This is a genomic window from Flavobacterium sp. K5-23 (assembly GCF_023278045.1).
GTDB lineage: Bacteria > Bacteroidota > Bacteroidia > Flavobacteriales > Flavobacteriaceae > Flavobacterium.
This window is the reverse complement of record NZ_CP056783.1, coordinates 987,583-1,009,874: the sequence shown is the minus strand read 5'-3', so window position 1 is coordinate 1,009,874 and position 22,292 is coordinate 987,583. Positions and strand designations below refer to the sequence as shown.

Sequence of the window (22,292 nt, the reverse complement as noted above, 5' to 3'; positions counted from 1 at the left end):
AATACTTATTCCATTAAACTATTTTTTAAATTAGAGGAAGCCTATGCTAATTCTAAAATATATACTTTTAATACCTATTTGATGTACTAACCAAAACTGAACACTGATTACTGTACACTGATCACTAAAAACTAGTGTTCAGAAATCAATTCCAACTCCGTTCTAAAAGCGAGCATTTTATCCCCAAATAATTTTGTTCCTTCTTCACGAAAAGCAGGTGCGTCTTCTTGATAGTATTTCTCTAAAGTTTCTTTACTGTCAGTAGTGTATTGCACTGAATAAGTCACTCCTCCCATTTCTTCTTCTATCAAAACACGAACTAATCTAGCAGAAGAAAATTTTCCTGTAGCCAGAATTTCAGGAATGTGCTTGTGTTGCATCCATATCATCCACTGATCGTGAACGCTTTCGTGTATGTTTATCGTTACGTTGTATATTATCATTATTAGTTTTAGGTTTTAGGTCTTGGTTTTTAGGTCAAAATCCTTGTTCTTGAATTATAAATTAGTGTCTCCCCTTAATTGCCTGAATTTTACTCTGGCATCCACAAAATAAATACTGTCCTGATAATTGAAAAGTATTTTCTCGTAAAGTGGTTTGGCCTTTTCAGGCATAATTAATTTTTTATTATAAATCTCTGCCGAAAAATACAAAGCTTCATCCATATAAATCCCTTCATTATGGTTGTCTATAATCGCTTGGTATTGGCTTAAAGCCAAATTATAATCGACTGTTTTTTCATATATTTTACCCAGTCGTAATAAAGTTATTGCTTCTATTTCCTGTCCTTTATAATTTTTCAAAATCGATTGAAACTGGGTTGTTGCCTCTTTAATTCGGTTTTGATATAAAAGATAATCCCCCTTTGCAAATTCCTTCAAAGCCGTTTGGGTAGAATCAGCAACCGTATTGTCATTTATCAAAAGAAAATATTCTAAGGCATCGTTAGCAATCAATAGCGTATTTGCCGATTTCAACACCTTAAATTGTTTCAATGCCCATTCGAAATCAGTCTTGAAATAACTCGTTTTGGCCGCTTTTAAACTCGCTTCGTGACCCACCACATCGTTCTTTAAATCTAATTCTATCTGCGAATAATAAATCAGCGCCTGATTGAATTTTTCTTCGAATAAAAGAATATCAGCCAATTCCATTTTGGCTTGCGCCACTTCATACTCATTCAAGTGCAGTTCGAGCGCTTTTTTTACTATCGCTTTTCCTTGCTCGGGTTGCTTTAGATTAAAAGCCACAAAATGCGCTTGTATCAACTGCAAAGGTAAGGTAAAATGGCTTATTTCATAGGTTGTTAACAAAGCTTGTATTTCCGTATTGATAGCAGCATATTCTTTTTCCTGCGCCTTTTCGATTTTTATTTTAATCAAATAGGTTTGTGCTTGAATAAGTAGCTCCAAATCATTCGTGTTTTCCAGAACAAAACCAAGAATGGAAACAGCAACATCAGCTTCTTCTTCTTCGATAGCAAGCTGTGCCAGATTCACAATGTTAGACAACGATTCCGGATTGCGTCTATAGATTGCTTTTTCTTGAATAAAGGCTTTAGAAAATTCTTTTTGCTGTACGTAAAACCAACTTAAATAGCGGTTCCAAAAAAGATCCTGATTCTTCTGAACCCTAACAATTAATTCCTTGCGCAAGGTTTCATTAAACCCGGAATCGCCTTCATCAGTCATAAAACGAGACAGTTGATTTTGAATCAGAATTGAATTTTGAGGATTTGCAAAAGCTTCATCCAGAAAAGTAGCTATCATCATCGCCGAATTTCCTAATTGACCATATAGAAGACCAATTTGATAATTGAAATTAAAATTTGGTTCTAATTTGGTTGCGGTTTGATAGGCTTTTAAGGCGTATTCCAACAATACCTTTCTCTCAAAAGAATTGGAAATGCCATACACTTCATTTGGATTTTTATTGATTTTATCCAATGCTTGATCATAATAAACCTTAGCCTTGACATCATCCTTTCGCAATTGAAAATTGTATCCCAATTCCACCAGAAGATTCCCCTGCTTGTATTTATCTAATCGAGATTGAATCGCTTTTTCGGCCAAATCAAATTTCTGAAGTTGTTGGTAACACTCAATGGTTCTTAGAAAATACTGCGTATTAGACGGAAGCGCCACGAGTAATTCCTCATAGCTGACTAGTGCTTTTTCAAAATCACCTTTGTCATAGAAATATTGTGCCAATTGCTCGTTTTGAGAAAAACAAACCAATGAAAAAAACAGAGTGATATGTAGAAAATATTTCTTCATTTAAAAAGTGTTCAGTATTCAGTGTTCAGTTTACAAAACGGTGTGTTGTTATAAAAGCAAACTGAACACCGATCACTGAGGACTGAACACTAGTTAGTCAATAATATCAAATCCACAGTATGGACGCAATACATCTGGTATTACAATTCCTTCTGGAGTTTGGTAATTTTCTAATATTCCTGCTAATACTCTAGGTAATGCTAAAGCACTTCCGTTTAGAGTGTGTGCCAATTGATTTTTACCTTCTTTGTCTTTGAAACGCAATTTCAAACGATTTGCTTGAAAAGTCTCGAAGTTAGAAACAGAAGAGATTTCTAACCAACGGTCTTGCGCAGTAGAAAAAACTTCAAAATCATACGTTAATGCTGATGTGAAACCCATATCACCACCGCAAAGACGTAATATCCTATATGGCAATTTCAATTCGTTTAGAATTTCTTTTACGTGCTCCACCATTCCGTCAAGCGCTTTATAAGAGTTGTCTGGATGTTCCACACGTACAATTTCCACTTTGTCAAATTGGTGCAAACGGTTTAATCCGCGTACATGAGCACCATAAGAACCAGCTTCTCTACGGAAACATGGTGTGTAAGCCGTGGTTAAAACCGGCAACTCACTTTCAGATAAGATTACATCACGAAACAAATTCGTCACCGGAACCTCAGCCGTAGGTATTAAGTATAAATCATCTGTAGCATCGTGGTACATTTGTCCTTCTTTGTCTGGTAATTGACCTGTTCCATAAGCTGAAGCTTCGTTTACAAAATGAGGCACCTGAACTTCATTGTAACCTGCAGCCGTATTTTTATCCAAGAAATAATTGATCAAGGCACGTTGTAATCTTGCCCCTTTTCCTTTATAAACTGGAAATCCTGCTCCTGTGATTTTTACTCCTAATTCGAAATCGATGATATCGTATTTTTTCACCAATTCCCAATGCGGTTGAGCACCTTCATGTAAAACTGGAATTTCACCTTCTTCAAAAACGTTTAGGTTTTCCTCAGGTGTTTTCCCTACTGGAACAATATCAGCTGGAAGGTTAGGTAATGTATATAATTTTTCCAAAAGTTCAGCAGCAATTACATCCGCTTCTTCGGCTAATTTCTTGCTTTTCTCTTTCAAAAGGACTGTTTTTTCTTTAAGAATAGCGGCTTTTGATTTCTCACCGCTTTTCATCAAGCCTCCAATGTCTTTGGATAATTTATTAGATTCAGCTAAGATATTGTCTAATTCTACTTGTGTAGAACGACGTTTTTCGTCCAGTTGTACGACTTCTTCAACAACACTAGTGGCATCCATATTTCTTTTTGCCAAAGCCTTGATTACTTGTTCCTGATTCTCTCTAATAAATGTAATTTGTAACATAGCTTGATTTTTATAACTCTACTTTTTATATAATGGAAGCAAATTTAAGGAAATGTTTGATAGAAACGGGACAAAGTTTAACCAAAAGTCTAAAGTCAAAAGTCCTAAAGTCAAAAGCAAAGAGATAACGTAATTTTGTCATATCTTTATTTAGATATAATATATGCTGAAATAACAACTGAGTGCAATACAAAACAACTTTAAAACTTTCGACTTGCTCCTATTGACTCGGCCTAAGCTCTTTTAATCTCGTGACCCACAAATTCCTCCAAAACAGCAAACATATCGTCTACCGAAAGTACCTCAGTATCTGGGTGTGATTTTAAAAAATTTGCGTTCAAACTCACTAAATCTTCTTCTATTGCTGCAAATGACTGTGCGTTTAAGATATCTCTTGTTGGATTTACGCCTTCTAACTTTCCTTTCAAGAATTTATCTCGCTTTACACTGCTCATTAATTTGGTTTTCTTGCTTTGTTGTTGAAAGAATTCTAAGTGTTTCTCAGCACCAATCAAAGCCAAACCTTCTTCTACCAATTCGTTTAATTCTGAGTCCCAACGGGAATTGTATACAAATTGCGCAAAATTACCTTCAGTACATTGGGCTGTATAATAATCCAAGTAATAACTCATCATTGCATCTTCGTGAATCAAATCGTCATCAATTTTTTCTTCACGCATTAAGTTGATTACCGAAATATTTGAGTTGATTATGTCTTGTGGACTTTCACTAGCTGCAGCAGTTTCTGAAATAATTATTTTACCGAATTCCATTTGGATATTTGTTTAATGAATTGATTGCAAATTTCGGGTAAAATAGCGAAGAATGGAAATGTTTTTTTTTTTGCTTATAAAAATGAAGAAGCAGGTAAAATTATATCACACTTATTAAATCATATATATATTATGATCTGCGGAAAATTGCAAAATCTGTGTGCAATAATTTTTCACGCAGATTTCACAGATATACGCAGATGATTAAACCCTGAAAATTATCGTGCATCTGGTTCACTATTATTCTTTTGCTGGTTCATTTTGGTAACCAAAGCTTTTAATCGGAGTGCTTTTTTTCTTGAAGTAAACACTTATTAATTCAAATATATATTATGATCCGCGGAAAATTGCAAAATCTGTGTGCAATAATTTTTCACGCAGATTTCACAGATATACGCAGATGATTAAACTCTGGTATTTATTGTGTATCAGGTTCACTATTATTTTTTTGTTGGTTCATTTTGGTGACCAAAGCTTTCAATCGTAGTGCTTTTTCTTTTTTTTCTTCTTGAAGTTTCGCCTTTTTTCTATTTAGCAATTTGGTATGTAAAGCCTTGTTTTTAGTATTTTTTTCGGGTCCTTTTGCCATAATGTTTTCTTCATTGATTGCGTTACAAAGATAAACCAAAGCCAGATTAAAAACGCATCTTTACTTTTTTATGTGTTTCGATGAAAAATCAACTCTTTGAATACGCCTTATGTAATCCTAATCCAAACGAAAGTTGAATTCCCACATAGGAAGTTTTAGAAATATTGCCTATTAGTTTAAAACCAATACTATTACCAAAACTTGTAGCCTTACCAACGGGAACAATACCATAAATTCTATATTTATCCTTCATCGATTTGAACCATTTTATATTAACCTCAAATGGGAAACCAATTGAATTTGTTTTATCTGAAAATGCACTACTTACACCCTCTACATTTGAACACAATTGTCTTTCAACTAATGCAATACCTGCCGAAAAACTCAAGGATTTGCTGTCATAAACATATCTTTTCCCATACAACAAGCCATATTCCATTACAGTTTCTTTAACTTCAAAAACAGGAAGCGGCAAATATGGGGATATTACATCTAAATTGGAATCAATAAGTTGTGTTGTTCTGATAGTGAATAAATTATCTTTCACTTGATAATTGAGAGAAGTTCCGTTTATAAAGCCACTTGAACCTCCCCAAGCATAGCCTACATTTAGGTCTAAAAACACAACTGGGTTTGTTTTTTCTTGTGAAAATGCAGCGAAACTTATTGTAGTAAGTACAAAAACAAAGTTTCTTTTCATTTGGTTTTTTACCAAATATAAGTAATTATTTACATAAAAAACAACCTCATAACTGGAGTTTAATAGCCCCGATTACTTCACTTAATTTCTATTTTCATCGGAGTTCAGTGAACTTCGTTTGGAGTAAAAATCCTTTTACTTTTTCCTTTAAAAAGTAAAAGATTACTTCACGTAGCTTTTATTCTCTGCGGAGTTCAGTGAATATATTTGCAACGTATAGCGGGACATCGAAGATTCAGCGGAGCTAAATAGCTTCAAATAAAATTCTATTCCTTATTTTTGCAGCCAATAAAATTGAATCATGATACAGAATCCAAAAAGATATACGATTACGGCGGCATTGCCTTACACGAACGGACCAATTCACATTGGCCATTTGGCGGGTGTTTACGTGCCATCCGATATTTATTCACGTTACCTGAGATTGCAAGGAAGAGACGTTTTATTTGTTTGCGGAAGCGACGAGCACGGTGTGGCTATTTCTATGAAAGCCAAGAAAGAAGGTATTACACCTCAGGAAGTAATTGATAAATACGATGGTATTATTCGTAAATCGTTCTTGGATTTTGGAATTTCGTTTGACAATTATTCTAGAACTTCGGCAAAGATTCATCACGATACTGCATCGGAATTCTTTAAGAAATTATATGAAAAAGGAGACTTTATAGAACAAGTTACTGAGCAATTGTATGATGCGAAAGCAGATCAATTCTTGGCAGACCGTTTTGTCATAGGAACTTGCCCGAAATGTGGTAACGAAGAAGCATACGGTGACCAATGCGAAAAATGTGGTTCTACCTTGAACGCTACTGATTTAATTAACCCAAAATCAACAATCACGGGAGATACTCCAATTATGAAATCAACGAAACACTGGTTTTTACCTTTGGATCGTTACGAAGATTTCTTGAAAGAGTGGATTCTTGTAGGACATAAAAACGACTGGAAACCTAATGTTTACGGACAAGTTAAATCTTGGATTGACGGCGGACTAGAGCCTCGTGCGGTAACTCGTGACTTGGACTGGGGAATTGATGTTCCTGTTGCTGGTGCCGAAGGAAAGAAATTATATGTGTGGTTTGATGCACCTATTGGATACATCTCAGCTACCAAAGAATGGGCTTTGCGCGAAGGAAAAGAATGGGAACCGTACTGGAAAGATCAGGATACCAAGTTGGTTCACTTCATAGGGAAAGACAATATTGTTTTTCATTGTATCATTTTCCCTGCGATGTTGAAAGCCGAAGGAAGCTATATTTTGCCTGACAATGTGCCTGCAAATGAGTTCTTGAACTTGGAGGGAAATAAATTATCTACTTCTAAAAATTGGGCAGTTTGGCTGCACGAATATTTGGAAGAATTCCCAAATCAGCAAGATGTTTTGCGTTATGCTTTGACTTCGAATGCGCCAGAAACGAAAGACAACGACTTTACTTGGAAAGATTTTCAAGCGAGAAACAATAATGAATTGGTTGCTATTTACGGAAATTTCATTAACCGAGTAGTGGTTTTAACCAATAAATATTACAACGGAATTGTTCCAAGTCCAAACACATTATCTGGTGTGGATGAAGCTACTTTAACGGAATTAAAAGCGTATCCAGCAGTTATTTCAAGTTCTGTAGAACGTTATAGATTTAGAGAAGCTTTGGGCGAAATGATGAATGTAGCTCGTTTAGGAAATAAATATTTGGCCGACGAAGAGCCTTGGAAAATGATAAAAACGGATGAAGGTCGTGTACAAACACAAATGTACGTTGCACTTCAAATTGCCGCAGCATTGAGTGCGCTTTGCGAACCTTTCTTGCCTTTTACTGCAACCAAATTATCAAGAATATTGAAAATCGAAAGTCCGTTGAACTGGAGTACGATTTCAGAAACTTCAGACTTACTTCCAGCTAGTCACCAAATAGGGGAAGCTGAATTGTTGTTTGCCAAAATTGAAGACGAAGAAATTCAGAAACAAATTGATAAACTGGAAGCGACTAAAACAGCTAATATTGCCGAAAACAAAAAGGCCGAACCACAAAAAGAAGCGATTCAGTTTGATGATTTTTCTAAAATGGACATGCGTGTTGGAACCATCTTGGAAGCAGAAAAAATGCCAAAAGCGAACAAGCTTTTGATATTGAAAGTAGATACCGGTATTGATGTTCGCACGATAGTTTCAGGAATAGCTGAAAGTTTTAAACCAGAAGATATCGTAGGGAAACGCGTAACTGTTTTAGTCAACTTGGCTCCAAGAAACTTACGTGGAGTGGAAAGTCAAGGAATGATCTTAATGGCTACAAACGCTGAAGGAAAACTGGTTTTTGTAAATCCAGATGCTGATGGTGTTGCCAATGGTGAGACGATAAATTAATTATAAACCGCAAATTCGCATATTTCACTTCTAAATTGAAAACATAATTTGCGAATTTGCGGTAATTATACTTACACAGAAAAATTAAGCGTTATTTTCGAAAACAGATAAGTTGCCAATTACTTAAAAATGGTGGAATTAAACTTCTGAAACAATCAAAATGACAAATGCAAAACCAAGACTAGCACTTGCTTTCGGAATACTTTGTATTTCGATTTTCCCTATATTAGTTAAACTTAGATTGACTCCCGGGTTGATTTCGGCTTTTTACCGAATGGCAATTGCGGTTAGTTTATTATTACCCTATGTGCTGATCACAAAAAAGTTTGCATTCCCAAAGACAGGCGTCTTACTACTTGCCATCTTGTGTGGTGTGTTATTTGCCTCGGATGTTGCAGTTTGGAACATTGCCATTCAGGAATCAAGCGCTACTCAAGCTTCATTGCTTACTAATTTGTCACCGCTTTGGGTTGGAATTATTTCATATGTTTTCTTAAAAACAAAACCCGCAACTAATTTCTGGATAGGAACCGTGGTTTCCTTATTTGGTATGGCGATGTTAGTTGGCTTCGAGTTTTTCTTGGAGTTGAATTTTGACAACGCTTTCATTTTAGCCGTATTGTCTGGGATATTGTATTCGATTTATTTATTGGTGAGTAAAAAAGCGCTTTCTCAAATGGACGTCCTTTCTTTTATGACTATCAGCCTACTAGCTTCAACAGTATATCTGGCTGTAGTATGTGTAGTAATGAACGAACCTTTTTCGGGTTTTTCAGATATGGGTTGGTTGGTTTTATTTGTTCAAGCTGTGGTATGCCAATTGATGGCTTGGTTATCGATTAGCTATGCCACACAACACATGCGCGCCACACGAGTTTCATTGAGTTTACTGAGTCAGGCCGTATTGACATCTCTATTAGCGTGGTTATTATTGGATGAAAAAATAACCTTAAACATGATTATTGGAGGTGTAATTTTACTTTTGGGTATCCGAATCACATTTTTCACCAAAACACTTTCAGTCAAAAATATATTTAACAAAGCGAAAGAAGATAATTCTTTGGTAAATTAAAAAAATGAAAATGAAAAATTTAAAAGTAATAGCCTTCGATGCTGACGACACCTTATTTGTAAATGAAACTTATTTTGCTGAGACAGAAGAAAAATTCTGTGTATTAATGAGTGATTACTTGTCACATCAGGGGATTTCACAACAACTTTTTAAAATTGAAATTGACAATTTAAAATTGTACGGATATGGAATAAAAGGCTACATTCTTTCGATGATTGAGGCCGCTATGACCATTTCCAATAACACCATTCCGGTTGAAGTTATAGAACGCATCATTCAATACGGAAAAGAATTAACTGAAAAACCAATTCATTTATTGGAAGGTGTAGAAGAAACCCTAGAAGCTTTACACGGTAAATATAAATTAGTTGTTGCCACCAAGGGGGATTTATTGGACCAACGTAGGAAATTACACAATTCAGGACTGGGCAAATATTTTCACCATATCGAAGTAATGTCAGACAAGCAAGAAGTTGATTATTCTGACCTAATCAAACGTCTGGAAATAAGACCCGATGAGTTTTTTATGATTGGAAATTCTCTTAAGTCAGATGTTTTACCTGTTTTGGCTATCGGTGGCCATGCGGCTCACATTCCGTTTCACACCACATGGGCCCATGAAAAGATTAATCATAAGATAGTGCATGAAAACTTCAGAGCTTATGAAAAAATAACTGACGTATTAACAAGGTTTAAATAGCAGGTGCACTCCCCGTTTTTTAAATATACTAAACTCAATTTTTTTCCCTTTTCACAACCTAATTAGACTCTAAAACGATTATTTAAAGTCCTTTATATTAAAAATGGCCTAAAAATAATTACATACCATTAAATTAATCTGTTAAAAACCTGAGAAATTTCCATTAAAAAACCGAAAAAGATTGGTTATTTATATAATAACAATCTATTGTTATATAATTAACTGATTGAAATTTCTTATCAAATAATATGTCGTAATTTTGCACAAATTATAAAAAAGAAAATTATGAAAAAACTTATATTATCGTTGATTTTTGCTGCGGCATTCACAACAGTAAGTGCTCAAACAGAGACTGAAAAAACAGTTACTAACAATGACTATAACAAATGGTCAGTTGAATTAGCTGGAGGTTTAAACAAACCTATGAGACCTATGACTGCTGGATACAGAACTGCAGTAACAAGTGCTTATGTAGCTGATCTAGGAGTTAGATATATGTTTAACAACAAATTTGGTTTAAAAGCTGACTTCGGATACAACAGCTTTAAAGAAGGTGAAAACTCAGTAGGTTTTGACTCTAAATATTACAGAGCAGATTTACAAGGTGTAGCTAACTTAGGAAGAATAATGAACTTTGAAACATGGACTAACACTCTTGGTTTATTAGGTCATGCTGGATTTGGTTTAGGTTTTGGAGAATCTGACAATAGTACTGGAACAGACAAAATGGGTAATTTCATGGCTGGTGTAACAGGTCAAATTAAATTATCTAACAGAGTTGCATTAACTGGAGATTTCACAACAATACTTAATGCTAAACAAAACCGTACTTTTGATGGTGCAAGCGCAATTGGAACACCTGGATTTGCAGGAGTACTTTTCAACGGAACTGTTGGTATTACAGTTTACTTAGGGAAAAACGCAAAACATGCAGACTGGACTGTTGACAATGAAGGTCGTTTAGACGGTATTGAAAATAGAATTGCTGCTATTGAAAATAAAATGTTAGACACTGATAATGATGGTGTAGCTGATTACCTAGATCAAGAGGCAAACACTGCTGATGGGGCTTTAGTTAACACTAAAGGGAAATCAGTTGACGCTAACAAAAATAATGTTCCAGATGACGTAGAAAAATACATCATGGAAAACTATACAAGTAAAACGGATAAGTCTTCTGTTTTAAGCAATAACGAATTAATTACATCTTTAATTAATGGTGGTTATATTGCTACTTATTTTGATTTTGATAAATCAACTCCAACGAATGTTTCGACAGAAGGAATTGACTTCATCTTAACTTATTTGAGAAACAATCCTACTGCTTCAATTGACATCATAGGTCATGCTGACGAATTAGGAAGAACAGCTTACAACGATAAATTATCTAATGCAAGAGCAAACAAAGTGAAAAGCATTTTGATAAAAGCTAATATTGACGCTTCAAGACTGAACGTAATTGCCGCTGGCGAAGATAATTCAGTTGATAAAGATTCAGAACTTGCTAGAAGATTAGTTAGAAAAGTAACTTTCAGAGTTAAATAATTTACCTAATAGATTATCAAAAAGCCCTAAAGGAAAATTCCTTTAGGGCTTTTTTCATTAAACCAATAACGGTATTTTTGACAAATAATAAAACAACAAAACATTGAAAACACTTTTGGACATAGAGAGATGGCCCCGCAAAGAACATTTTCATTTTTTTCGAAAATTTGAAGAGCCCTTTTTTGGCGCTACTGTTGAAATAGACTGTACCAAAGCCTATGAAAATTCTAAAGCTATAGGCTCCTCCTTTTTTATATATTACCTTCACAAAACATTGGTTGCGGTTAATACTAATGAATCCTTTAGATACAGAATTGCCGATGATCAAGTATACATTTACGATCAAATCGACGGTTCGGCTACTATAGGGAGAGAGGATAGCACTTTTGGGTTTTCATTGATTAAATACGATCCTGATTTTGCGGTTTTTACGGCAACTGCATTGGTTGAAATAGAACGTGTTCAAAACACGCCCGGTCTTTTTACTAGTGCTTTTGATACGGATAACGTAATCCATTTCTCCGCAATTCCTTGGCTTAATTTCACTTCGCTTTCCCATGCTAGAAGTTATACTTTTCAGGATAGTTGTCCTAAAATTTCTTTTGGAAAAATGATTACTGGTGAAGGAGGTAAAAGAACAATGTCAATGTCAATTCATGTACACCATGGATTAATGGATGGATTACATTTAGGCCAATTTGTAGATCTTTTTCAAGAATTAATGAATCAGTAGTGTTTTCTTTTTTTGTAACTTTACAAGAAACACATTTCTTATGCTATCAAAAAATATTGAATCCGCACTGAACGATCAAGTTCGAATTGAGGCTGAATCTTCTCAAGCTTACCTTTCTATGGCTTCTTGGGCAGAAACCCATGGCCTTGAAGGTATTTCAAAATTCATGTATGCCCAATCTGATGAGGAACGCGCCCATATGCTAAAAATGGTTAAATTCATCAATGAACGTGGTGGCCATGCTCAGGTAACCGAGCTGAAAGCACCTAAAACGGCCTATAGTACCTTCAAAGAAATGTTTGAAGAATTATATAAACATGAAGTGTTTGTATCCGAATCTATAAACGAATTAGTTCACATATCTCTTACTGAAAAAGATTACGCAACACATAACTTCTTACAATGGTATGTTGCCGAACAAATTGAAGAGGAAGCTCAGGCTAAAAACATATTAGATAAAATAAACCTTATAGGAGACGACAAAGGGGGGCTGTATTTATTTGACAGGGATATTCAACAACTTACGGCAAACAAGGGAGCATAATAGCTTATAATTAAGTTAAACCCAAGATAAGTCGCCTAATTAAAGCGTATATTTACTTTGAACTTAATTCTTTGAAAATTGGGCAAAAAGGATAAAAATAAGGACAAGGACAAGGATAAAAAAAAACTCCTTAAAAAAGACAAGCCTCAAAAAGACTTAAAGACGGAATGTTGTGAAAAATATAAAAAAGGTGAAGATAAGCGCTGTCCAAGGTTTGACTTACCTCAAAAAAAATAGTGATCAGTTTTCAATTGGAATTTATATTAACACCTTGGTTTTCCAACATATTCTTCATTAAACAAATTAAAACAAAAAGAACAGCCACGTCTCAATTTTGAAGGACGTGGCTGTTTTTATTTAAGAGGGTATCTTCGTTTTTTAAACTATAGTTCTGGCAACTGACCACTAATAACTGATTACTGACCCCAAAAAACTACTTTCCTAATAAAAGTACTTCATGAACGACAACTTCGGTAACATAGCGTTTATCTCCGTTTTTATCCTCATAACTTCTATGGGTTAATTTGCCTTCGACTGCAATCTCTTTACCTTTGGTAACATATTGTTCGATAATGTCAGCCGTTTTTCCCCAGGCCACTAGTTTGTGCCACTGCGTTTCCTCTACTTTCTCTCCTTTATCATTTTTGTAGCTTTCGTTTGTAGCTAACGTGATATTAGCTAATTTTTTTCCCCCATCAAAAGTTTTGATTTCTGGTTCTTGTCCTACGTGACCGATTAACTGTACTTTGTTTCTTAATGCATTCATGGCGTGTAAATTTTAATTGTTATTGTTATGTATAAAAGTCTTGCCGATACTTGTTTGTTTCGACATTGCAAAGATTAGACAGCAAAAGCAACTTATTCGGTTAGCATTCAATTACTTTCGGTTGTAAATATTTGTAAACGTTTGTAAACGGATAATATTTGTACTATATTTGTTGTCAAATCAATTATATATGTCAAATACAATACAGTCTATTGAATTAAGAAATTTAAAAATAGAGGACTACAAAGAATTAAAAAAATCGATGGTTGAATCATATCCAGAAATGGCTGAATCATTTTGGAAAGAAGAACAATTAGAGATTTTATTAAAAAAATTCCCCGAAGGACAACTTGTTATTGTAGTTGACGGAATAGTAGTAGGTTCAGCATTATCTATTTTAGTAACTGAAGATTTTGCATTCAAAACTAAAACCTACAAAGATATTACTGGCAACTATACTTTTTCAACCCATACCCCTGACGGAGAAGTTATTTACGGAATAGATGTTTTTATCAATCCAAAATACCGTGGTCTAAGACTAGGTAGACGTTTATATGATGTTAGAAAAGAATTATGTGAGCAATTAAACCTGAAATCAATCATTTTTGCAGGCAGAATTCCATCTTATGGAAAATATAAAGATGAGATTACTCCAAAAGTATATATTGAAAAAGTAAAGAAAAAAGAATTATACGACCCTGTTTTATCATTTCAATTAAGCAATGATTTCCATGAAATTCGTGTGCTGAAAAATTATTTAGAAGGCGATACTGAATCTCAAGAATATGCAGTAATGCTAGAATGGAATAATATTTATTATGATGATAGTCCAAAACTAATTAACCATAAAAAAAGTGTGGTTAGACTTGGATTAATCCAATGGCAAATGCGTTCATTGTCTAATCTAAACGCTCTTTTTGAACAAGCCGAGTTTTTTATTGATACTGTATCTGGTTACGGAAGTGACTTTGCCTTATTCCCAGAGTTTTTCACAGCGCCCTTAATGGCTGATTACAATCATTTATCAGAAGCAGAGGCGATTAGGGAATTAGCTAAACATACCGAAGATGTAAAACTTAAGTTTCAAGAGTTTGCTATTTCTTATAACATCAATATTATCACCGGGAGTATGCCTTTTATAGAAAATGGACATGTTTATAATGTTGGTTTTTTATGTAAACGTGACGGTACAAACGAAATGTACCGTAAAATTCATATTACTCCTAATGAAATTTTCCATTGGGGAATCACTGGAGGAGATACAATTCAAACCTTCGATACTGACTGTGGAAAAATAGGAATTGTGATTTGTTATGATGTTGAATTCCCTGAGCTTTCAAGATTAATGGCTGATGAAGGAATGAATATCTTGTTTGTCCCTTTTCTTACAGATACCCAAAATGGATATACTCGAGTAAAACACTGCGCACAAGCAAGAGCAATTGAAAACGAATGTTATGTAGCTATTGCAGGTTGTGTGGGTAATTTACCCAAAGTAAATAATATGGATATACAATATGCACAAGCAGCAGTATTTACACCATCTGATTTTGCGTTTCCAAGTAATGGAGTTAAGGCAGAAGCAACTCCTAATACCGAAATGACTTTGATTGTTGATGTAGATATCAATCTTTTAAAAGAACTTCACGAACACGGAAGTGTGAAAATAATGAAAGACAGAAGACACGATTTATATAGTTTAAAAAAATTATAATAGATGAAAAATTGTTTAGAATGTGAAGAGAAAATTGTGGGGCGGGAAGATAAAAAATTCTGCAGTGACGGTTGTCGCAATGCCTTTAACAACAAAATAAACAAAGACAGCAATAATTACATGCGCAACATAAATAATAAGTTGCGCAAAAATTATCGCGTCCTTTCGGAGCTTAACACCGAAGGAAAATCAAAAACTAATCGAGCAAAACTCCTGAGTAAAGGTTTTGAATTTGAGTTTTTCACCAACATTTTGAACACCAAAACAGGAAACACCTACTATTTCCTATATGACCAAGGCTATCTCGCCCTTGAAAATGATTTTTACATGTTAGTTAAAAAAGATATATAGACCCCAATATATAATAAATGAATAAAAATTATACCTCAATTCTTTCTATTGTTTTTATCCTTGGAATACTAGGATTTGTTTATTTTACTATGATGCCGCAGTGGACATCGGATGATAAAATCCCTCTTTCTGAATTTTCTACAAACCGAGCTTTAAAGCAAGTAAAAGCAATTTCTAAACAACCTCATTATGTAGGTTCTGCAAATCACGATATTGTAGCTTCATATCTAATTAAAGAGTTGGAAAAACTTGGATTGGAAACTTCAATTCAAGAAGGATATACATTAACTGATTGGGGGAATCTGGTAAATTCAAAAAACATAATTGCCAGAATTAAGGGAACTAATAGCTCCAAAGCATTATTATTGTTGTCCCATTATGATAGCGCTCCTCACTCCTACTCACACGGAGCTAGCGATGCAGGAACTGGCGTAGCCACAATTCTTGAAAGTGTACGCGCTTTTATACACAATAAAAAGCAACACAAAAACGACATCATAATTCTGTTTACTGATGCGGAAGAATTAGGATTAAATGGTGCCGCTTTATTTGTGACTAAACACCATTGGGCAAAAGAAGTAGGCTTGGTGCTGAATTTTGAAGCTAGAGGAACCTCGGGCCCTAGTTATATGTTAATGGAAACCAACAAAGGAAACTCAGGACTTGTAAAAGAATTTGCTGCTGCAAATGCAAGCTTTCCGGTTTCTAATTCTTTGATGTATAGCATTTACAAAATGTTGCCTAACGATACTGACTTGACCGTATTTAGAGGACAAGGAAACATTCAGGGTTTTAACTTTGCATTTATAGACGATCATTACAATTACCACACGGCTCAGGACGATATCAATCATTTAAACCCAAACAGCTTAGCGCATCAAGGCAGTTATTTAATGCCGCTTTTGAATTATTTTTCGAATGCTAATTTGAACACTACTCAAGCAACAGAAGATTATGTCTATTTTAATATTCCTTTTACGTTTATAAGCTATCCTTTTGACTGGGTTTTACCAATGCTAATTATAGCAATAGCACTATTTATATTATTACTGTTTATTGGAATTGCTAAACGAATAATTTCGTTACCGGCTATCCTAAAAGGGTTTATTCCTTTATTAGGATCTCTAATTATAACGGGATTAGTAACCTATTTCGGGTGGAAAGGATTGCTTTTAGTTTATCCACAATACAATGATTTACTAAACGGCTTTACCTACAACGGTCATTCTTATATTGCCGCTTTTGTCGCATTAAGTTTATCTATATGCTTTGCGTTCTACACAACTTCAACATTCAAAAAAGCAACAATAAATCAATATGTTGCACCACTAATTTTATGGCTTATCATCAATGGATTGATAGTTTATAGTCTTAAAGGTGCTGGATTTTTAATTATCCCTGTTTATTTTGGTTTGTTTTCATTTGCTTATTTCATCCTTACCCAAAAATCAAGTCTCAATTTGTACTTGTTGTTTTGCATTCCTGCCTTGTTACTCATCGCGCCTTTTATCCAAATGTTCCCTATCGGTCTTGGATTAAAAGTGCTTTTTGGAAGTGCCTTACTGACTGTTTTAACTTTTGGATTGCTATTGCCTGTTTTTCAGGCTTTCGCCAATAAAAGATTGTGGTCCACTATCTTTTTATTCATAGCCATCGGATTTTTTGCGAAAGCACACTACGAATCGGGTTACGAATTAGGAAAAGCTAAATCCAATAGTTTATTATACATCTATGATGCAGATACAGACAAAGCGAACTGGGCAACATACGACACCAACCTAGATTCTTGGACTAAAAGCTATTTGGGTGAAAACCCGAAAGCAGCTAAAAACCTGAATCAAACGCCTTTATTCAGCAAATACAATTCAGGGTTTACCTATGCCACAGAAGCACCTAAAAAATTCATTCAGAAACCAACTATCGAATTTCTTGAAAACAGCATAGTTGACAACGAAAGATTTATAAAACTACGAATTACCCCAAATCGAAAAGTCAATCGTTATGATATTTTTGCCAATGAAAAAATGGAGATCAATAATTTAATTGCCAATGGCGCTAAAGCAATAGATAAAAACGGAGCTGTTTTTAAAAGAAATGGCAAGAAGGTTTTGAGTTATTATGTTGTGAATAACGCTCCATTAGAGCTTCAATTTGTAATTAATGCAGGAACTGAATTTGATATGGAATTAATGGAAAGTTCATTTGATTTGATGTCGAATCCTTTATTTACTATTTCGAAAAGAGAAAATTGGATGATGCCAACCCCTTTTGTGTTGAACGATGCCGTAGTGATCAAGCAGAAGATAAAATTAAGCACAACCATTGTTGAACAACCTCAACTTAATCCAACTCTAAATCCACTCCAAAAAGAAAAAACAAAAATTGCAATGGACAGCATTAAAGTAAATTAATTTTGCTGAAATTTGCAGTTGCAAACACATTAGACAACTCTAAGGAACTACTTCTTATGTGATTTGAATTAAATAAATAGCACAATGGATCGAATTAGCATTTTGGGTTGTGGTTGGCTGGGACTTCCGTTGGCGCAGGTTTTGATAAAAAACGGCTATTCCGTTAAGGGTTCCACGACTTCAGTAGAGAAACTTTCCACGCTTGAAGAAATAGGAATCAACCCTTTTTTATTGGAGCTAGACAGCGAGAACACACCGGACACTACCTCTGATTTTTTAGAAGGAAGCAAAACACTTATTATAGCAATTCCGCCCAAATTAAGAGGGAAAAACAAAGATTATTCGGATTCCAATAACAATTCGTTTGTCAATAAAATAACCCGTCTACTGCCTTTCATAAAGCAATCTACTGTTGAAAATGTGCTTTTCATCAGTTCAACCGCAGTTTATGGCGATGCCAATGATCTAATTACAGAACAATCAATCCCAATTCCCGTTACCGAAAGTGGCAAACAATTATTGGCAATCGAGCAACTGTTACTGGTAGAGAGTCATTTTAAAACCACTGTATTGCGTTTTGGGGGTTTAATAGGCAAAGATCGTCACCCCGCTAGGTTTATGGCGGGAAAAGAGAATTTAGACAATCCTGAGGCGCCTATTAATCTCATTCATCAAGAGGATTGTATCGGGATTATTCTAAAAATATTGGAAACCAATTCTTGGGGAAAAACATTTAATGCAGTTACACCATTTCACCCTTCAAGAGAAGTTTATTATACTCAAAAAGCATTGGAAAACGGACTTGTTCCGCCAAAGTTCAATCACGAGAATCTTTCGACAGGAAAAACTGTCCTAAGTGATAAATTAGAAAAAACACTCCGCTATTCTTTTACTGTAAATCCTTTATAAAGTGAAAACTAAAATTCAAAATGCCTTTTCAAATAAGATAAATTCCATTGGGCTGCCAATTCTAGCCTTATGCTGGGTAAGTTTTTTTTGGGGAACTACGTGGATTGCTTCCAAAGAGGGCGTACGACATATGCCAGCTTTACAACTTGCGGGAATTAGGCAATTTATAGGCGGAATGCTTTATGTTTCCTTCTTCTTGTTTAAAAAAGCAACTTGGCCAAAAGGCAAACAATGGCAAACAATCATAATTCTAAGCATTCTTAACTTTGTATTAAGCAATGGACTTAGTACTTGGGGAGTAAAATATATCAGTAGTGGACTGGGTGCTATCATTGGTGCCATTTTCCCTTTATGGATTGTCATTATCACTTTCCTTGGCGGGGAGAGAATCGCTAGATTAGCGGTTATTGGTTTAATGATTAGTTTTGGAGGAATTTGTATCGTATTCTATGATCATTTGTCTGACTTTTTAAATGCTGATTTTAGATTCGGGATTTTAATTTCAATTATAGCAACCATTACCTGGGCTTTTGGAACCTTATACACCAAGAAAAAAGCACCTAGTTTTAATCCCTATTTTAGTATTGGACTGCAAATGCTTATTTCAAGTATGATCCTTATTACCTATACCGAAACAACAAATACAGCTGTAAGCCTAAGTGCTATTCCAATACAATCTTGGTACGCCATCGCTTATTTGGTAATTGTAGGTTCTGTTTTAACTTTTATAGCTTTTATCTATTCTTTGCAAAAACTACCAACGGAATTAAACAGCATCTATGCTTACATCAACCCAATTGTGGCGGTACTTTTAGGCGCTGTTATTTTCAATGAAGAGCTTACAAAACCCATTATTTTAGGTGGAGCAGTTACCCTTTGCGGATTGTATATGGTCAATCATTCCATAAGGAAAACGAGAAAATCACTCTTGGAGAAGAAAAACCAAGAAGAAGTAAAAGTAAAAATGATGAAAATTTAGCATAAAAAAATCCCAAGCTCTCTACTGTCCAAAGTTAGACATTGACTTTTGTGAAGTGGTCAACTTCGAGTATTATATTTAGTTATGACTATTAGTGCTTGTATAAAAATATCACTAAAAGTGGGTGTTTTATTTACAATTTACTTTTTGTAAGTTTGGCACTAGTTATTTAATTAAATAGCCCTAACTTTATAAATCAAATTTTGAAACAAACCACAAACCACAAACCACAAACCACAAACCACAAACCACAAACCACAAAACTCTAAGCTACATTAGCAGAATTCTTTTTCTGTTTGTACTAGCGTACTTTATGACTAATTGCAGCCTAGATACTCAAGACATTAATAAAAACGATGTGGCTGCAACTCCACAAAACGAAATTTCATTCGAACAGTTTAAAAATAAGACCGGACTAAAAAATTTCAAAAACACCATTAGTTTACCAGAGGTCACATTAAACACTCAAGCTAAAAAAGTTGGACAAAATCATCACACTTTAAATGATTTCAATATTGATACTACTTACATTAAACAATTTATTGTACAAAATAAAACTACTTATACTTTCAAGATTACTCCAAAAATAGTCATGCGGAATAGTATTTTTAATCTTAATGTATATAATAAAAATGGAATTTGGGAAACGTCAATTATCGAAATGATACCTACGGATCAAAATCACAAAGACCTTATTACTGCTAATACCAAACAATTTAAAGGTAAAATGAGACTTGTTTATCAATCAACTCCAGATCAAAACACTAATAATAAGTCCTATGCAAAATCATCAGGCACAGGCTACACTACTGTTTTTGTAACAGGAAATAGACATTGTACACGTACAGAAGAATGCGCCAATGGCACCTGTGATAATTGTAATCAATGCGTAGACTATTACGCTTTTAGACTGCCAGTAGATGGTAAAGTTGTAGAAGCTTTAGTTGAGACAACAAATATTGAATCTCAAGGTGGTGGTGGTAGTGGCACTAATTTAACTGATCCCAGCGGATATGTCATAGATCCTAACTTATTTGATCTAAGTAATCCAAAATCATTCATATTATTACAAAAAGCAGAAACAGCAGCTGCATTTTGGGCTGATCTATCAAATGATTTGAAAGGGTGGGCTATTGTTAATGAAAATGAATATACAACATTTCTTAACTCATACTTAGCTACACTTACACAAGAAAGTAGGGATAATTCAAGAAATTTAATCTCACTTCGTGTTCTTTATAATAATGTAAGTGTTTCCTGGGAACAGTTCGAAAATTGGTTTATGGGAACATCGGAAGGGCAAGATGGTGATTATGATGCTGCCTATTGGGGAAATCCTAATTTAACTTTTCAGCAACAAAATTTGCCAACTTATAATAATTATGTTAATAACATGGCTCGTTCTCAAGACGGAAAACTTATGGAGGGTGCTGATAATGTCTATGGTTTGGTTGGGGGAACAGTTCAGCAAGCTAGAATTGATAATCCAAGAAGAACCGCGAACACTTGTGCATTAAAAGTTTCTATAGCTCTAGTAAGGTCAGGTATTATTATTCCAGATTTACCAGGCATCACACTTGAAGGAAGTGGCGAATTTGCTGGGAAATTCATTTTCCTAAACGCCAAAGAACTTAATGCTTGGATGCGAAAAACTTTCGGTACAAAAACAGGAATAGGAAATACTCCCATAAATGCCAATCATCTTTCCTACAACGCTGCCGATGGAGGGCCAAACGGAATATATTTTCCAAATGAATTAAAGAACAAGTACGGAATATATTCAATGATAACAACAGAGCAATATAGATTAGATACAAGTACGTCAGGACATGCAGATCTTTTATTTACTGATAGTAAAGGTTACGGCAATTGTGCATTTAAATGCTTTTTCAATTTACCAATTCAAAGAATCGATGTATGGATATTAAACTAATGAAAACAGTAATAGCAATAGGGTTTATTTTAACTTTATTTTCATGTTCAGCCGTTAAAGGTAGTAAAGACCTCAATACATATTATGGAGACGCCTTTTTTTATCCTGGATATTCTAAAAACAAACCGAGTCCTAAAAACAGTTGGGTCATAGAGTACAAACAAAATGCATTTTTTGACTGTTTATTTCAAGGCTATAAAAATGATTCAATTTTCAAATTAATACAGAAAGAAGATATATTTCTCGAAGCAGCAGTTCCAATGTCATTATGGCCTAAGATTAAATCTGATAGTAAAAAAATAATTGACAATTTGCCAGCAACAGAATATTATAATGATGAAACAGATAAACATAAAAGGCATTTTTTAGAAACGTGTTTATGTTACTTCGCCAGCCGAGAACTCGATTCTGTTGCAAAGAGAGCATATCAAGAACATACAAAGGTCAAATAAAACACCTCTTAAATCCTTGCTGCCGAACGAATCCTTTCGTGTCGTTAGCGATTAAAGAACTGTATTTGAGAATTTAAAAATAGAAAGTATGTTTAAACAATTATAAATTCCAACATCT

The 22,292-nt window shown here is 34.5% G+C and carries 19 protein-coding genes; 13 read left to right on the top strand and 6 right to left on the bottom strand.

The window, feature by feature from the left end; genetic code table 11:
- Positions 1–131: 131 nt before the first annotated feature.
- The 5 genes from FLAK523_RS04500 to FLAK523_RS04480 form a co-directional block, all read right to left on the bottom strand.
- Positions 132–443: a DUF4286 family protein gene (locus FLAK523_RS04500; protein ID WP_248906955.1), complete on the bottom strand. Its 312-nt coding sequence runs from the start codon at positions 441–443 to the stop codon at positions 132–134.
- A 54-nt stretch (positions 444–497) separates the two neighbouring features.
- Entirely contained in the window at positions 498–2,276 is a 1,779-nt protein-coding gene (locus FLAK523_RS04495; protein ID WP_248906953.1) for a tetratricopeptide repeat protein, read from the bottom strand.
- 93 nt (positions 2,277–2,369) lie between these two features.
- Positions 2,370–3,641 carry a serine--tRNA ligase gene (serS, locus tag FLAK523_RS04490; RefSeq protein ID WP_248906951.1) on the bottom strand — a complete coding sequence of 424 codons (1,272 nt, stop codon included), beginning with the start codon at positions 3,639–3,641 and terminating at the stop codon, positions 2,370–2,372.
- Between the two features lie 233 nt (positions 3,642–3,874).
- A complete protein-coding gene (locus FLAK523_RS04485; protein WP_248906949.1) occupies positions 3,875–4,414 on the bottom strand; it encodes a hypothetical protein in 540 nt (179 codons plus the stop codon).
- A 677-nt stretch (positions 4,415–5,091) separates the two neighbouring features.
- Positions 5,092–5,703, bottom strand: a complete 612-nt coding sequence (locus FLAK523_RS04480) for a hypothetical protein (protein WP_248906948.1) — start codon at positions 5,701–5,703, stop codon at positions 5,092–5,094.
- A 301-nt stretch (positions 5,704–6,004) separates the two neighbouring features.
- Here FLAK523_RS04480 and metG point away from each other — a divergent pair, with 301 nt between their 5' ends.
- From metG to FLAK523_RS04450, 6 genes are all read left to right on the top strand, one after another.
- Entirely contained in the window at positions 6,005–8,065 is a 2,061-nt protein-coding gene (gene metG, locus FLAK523_RS04475) for a methionine--tRNA ligase (RefSeq protein WP_248906946.1), read from the top strand.
- 160 nt (positions 8,066–8,225) lie between these two features.
- Entirely contained in the window at positions 8,226–9,137 is a 912-nt protein-coding gene (locus FLAK523_RS04470) for a DMT family transporter (protein WP_248906944.1), read from the top strand.
- A gap of 10 nt (positions 9,138–9,147) precedes the next feature.
- Positions 9,148–9,837, top strand: a complete 690-nt coding sequence (locus FLAK523_RS04465) for an HAD family hydrolase (protein WP_248906942.1) — start codon at positions 9,148–9,150, stop codon at positions 9,835–9,837.
- Between the two features lie 285 nt (positions 9,838–10,122).
- Positions 10,123–11,382: an OmpA family protein gene (locus FLAK523_RS04460; RefSeq protein ID WP_248906940.1), complete on the top strand. Its 1,260-nt coding sequence runs from the start codon at positions 10,123–10,125 to the stop codon at positions 11,380–11,382.
- Between the two features lie 103 nt (positions 11,383–11,485).
- Positions 11,486–12,115 carry a chloramphenicol acetyltransferase gene (locus tag FLAK523_RS04455; RefSeq protein ID WP_248906938.1) on the top strand — a complete coding sequence of 210 codons (630 nt, stop codon included), beginning with the start codon at positions 11,486–11,488 and terminating at the stop codon, positions 12,113–12,115.
- Between the two features lie 40 nt (positions 12,116–12,155).
- Positions 12,156–12,659 carry a ferritin gene (locus FLAK523_RS04450; RefSeq protein ID WP_248906936.1) on the top strand — a complete coding sequence of 168 codons (504 nt, stop codon included), beginning with the start codon at positions 12,156–12,158 and terminating at the stop codon, positions 12,657–12,659.
- 433 nt (positions 12,660–13,092) lie between these two features.
- On the opposite strand, the gene FLAK523_RS04445 is transcribed toward FLAK523_RS04450, so the two are convergent.
- A complete protein-coding gene (locus FLAK523_RS04445; protein ID WP_248906934.1) occupies positions 13,093–13,425 on the bottom strand; it encodes a single-stranded DNA-binding protein in 333 nt (110 codons plus the stop codon).
- Positions 13,426–13,615: 190 nt separating this feature from the next.
- On the opposite strand from FLAK523_RS04445, the gene FLAK523_RS04440 reads away from it, so the two are divergent.
- The 7 genes from FLAK523_RS04440 to FLAK523_RS04410 all read left to right on the top strand — a co-directional run bounded on the left by FLAK523_RS04440 (position 13,616) and on the right by FLAK523_RS04410 (position 22,174).
- On the top strand, positions 13,616–15,139 hold the full coding sequence (locus FLAK523_RS04440; protein ID WP_248906932.1) for a carbon-nitrogen hydrolase family protein: 1,524 nt from the start codon (positions 13,616–13,618) through the stop codon (positions 15,137–15,139).
- A 3-nt stretch (positions 15,140–15,142) separates the two neighbouring features.
- Positions 15,143–15,490, top strand: coding sequence for a hypothetical protein (locus FLAK523_RS04435; RefSeq protein ID WP_248906930.1), 348 nt, complete (start codon positions 15,143–15,145; stop codon positions 15,488–15,490).
- A 17-nt stretch (positions 15,491–15,507) separates the two neighbouring features.
- On the top strand, positions 15,508–17,901 hold the full coding sequence (locus FLAK523_RS04430) for a M20/M25/M40 family metallo-hydrolase (RefSeq protein ID WP_248906929.1): 2,394 nt from the start codon (positions 15,508–15,510) through the stop codon (positions 17,899–17,901).
- 84 nt (positions 17,902–17,985) lie between these two features.
- Positions 17,986–18,810: an SDR family oxidoreductase gene (locus tag FLAK523_RS04425; protein WP_248906926.1), complete on the top strand. Its 825-nt coding sequence runs from the start codon at positions 17,986–17,988 to the stop codon at positions 18,808–18,810.
- A 1-nt stretch (position 18,811) separates the two neighbouring features.
- Entirely contained in the window at positions 18,812–19,789 is a 978-nt protein-coding gene (locus FLAK523_RS04420) for a DMT family transporter (RefSeq protein ID WP_248906924.1), read from the top strand.
- Between the two features lie 313 nt (positions 19,790–20,102).
- Positions 20,103–21,722 (top strand): T6SS effector amidase Tae4 family protein, encoded by a 1,620-nt coding sequence (locus tag FLAK523_RS04415; RefSeq protein WP_248906922.1) that lies wholly within the window; start codon positions 20,103–20,105, stop codon positions 21,720–21,722.
- Complete coding sequence (locus tag FLAK523_RS04410; RefSeq protein ID WP_248906920.1) at positions 21,722–22,174, top strand: hypothetical protein; 453 nt, start codon at positions 21,722–21,724, stop codon at positions 22,172–22,174. Before FLAK523_RS04415 ends, FLAK523_RS04410 begins: the two co-directional genes overlap by 1 nt.
- Positions 22,175–22,292 lie beyond the last annotated feature (118 nt).

Excerpts from the sequence above, each read along its gene's own strand:
- FLAK523_RS04430 (WP_248906929.1), top strand. The coding sequence starts at position 15,508 with ATGAATAAAAATTATACCTCAATTCTTTCTATTGTTTTTATCCTTGGA.
- FLAK523_RS04460 (WP_248906940.1), top strand. The coding sequence starts at position 10,123 with ATGAAAAAACTTATATTATCGTTGATTTTTGCTGCGGCATTCACAACA.
- FLAK523_RS04485 (WP_248906949.1), bottom strand. The coding sequence starts at position 4,414 with ATGGAATTCGGTAAAATAATTATTTCAGAAACTGCTGCAGCTAGTGAA.
- serS (WP_248906951.1), bottom strand. The coding sequence starts at position 3,641 with ATGTTACAAATTACATTTATTAGAGAGAATCAGGAACAAGTAATCAAG.
- FLAK523_RS04435 (WP_248906930.1), top strand. The coding sequence starts at position 15,143 with ATGAAAAATTGTTTAGAATGTGAAGAGAAAATTGTGGGGCGGGAAGAT.
- FLAK523_RS04440 (WP_248906932.1), top strand. The coding sequence starts at position 13,616 with ATGTCAAATACAATACAGTCTATTGAATTAAGAAATTTAAAAATAGAG.
- FLAK523_RS04480 (WP_248906948.1), bottom strand. The coding sequence starts at position 5,703 with ATGAAAAGAAACTTTGTTTTTGTACTTACTACAATAAGTTTCGCTGCA.
- metG (WP_248906946.1), top strand. The coding sequence starts at position 6,005 with ATGATACAGAATCCAAAAAGATATACGATTACGGCGGCATTGCCTTAC.
- FLAK523_RS04495 (WP_248906953.1), bottom strand. The coding sequence starts at position 2,276 with ATGAAGAAATATTTTCTACATATCACTCTGTTTTTTTCATTGGTTTGT.
- FLAK523_RS04425 (WP_248906926.1), top strand. The coding sequence starts at position 17,986 with ATGGATCGAATTAGCATTTTGGGTTGTGGTTGGCTGGGACTTCCGTTG.
- FLAK523_RS04410 (WP_248906920.1), top strand. The coding sequence starts at position 21,722 with ATGAAAACAGTAATAGCAATAGGGTTTATTTTAACTTTATTTTCATGT.
- FLAK523_RS04450 (WP_248906936.1), top strand. The coding sequence starts at position 12,156 with ATGCTATCAAAAAATATTGAATCCGCACTGAACGATCAAGTTCGAATT.
- FLAK523_RS04470 (WP_248906944.1), top strand. The coding sequence starts at position 8,226 with ATGACAAATGCAAAACCAAGACTAGCACTTGCTTTCGGAATACTTTGT.
- FLAK523_RS04415 (WP_248906922.1), top strand. The coding sequence starts at position 20,103 with ATGACTAATTGCAGCCTAGATACTCAAGACATTAATAAAAACGATGTG.
- FLAK523_RS04465 (WP_248906942.1), top strand. The coding sequence starts at position 9,148 with ATGAAAAATTTAAAAGTAATAGCCTTCGATGCTGACGACACCTTATTT.
- FLAK523_RS04500 (WP_248906955.1), bottom strand. The coding sequence starts at position 443 with ATGATAATATACAACGTAACGATAAACATACACGAAAGCGTTCACGAT.
- FLAK523_RS04445 (WP_248906934.1), bottom strand. The coding sequence starts at position 13,425 with ATGAATGCATTAAGAAACAAAGTACAGTTAATCGGTCACGTAGGACAA.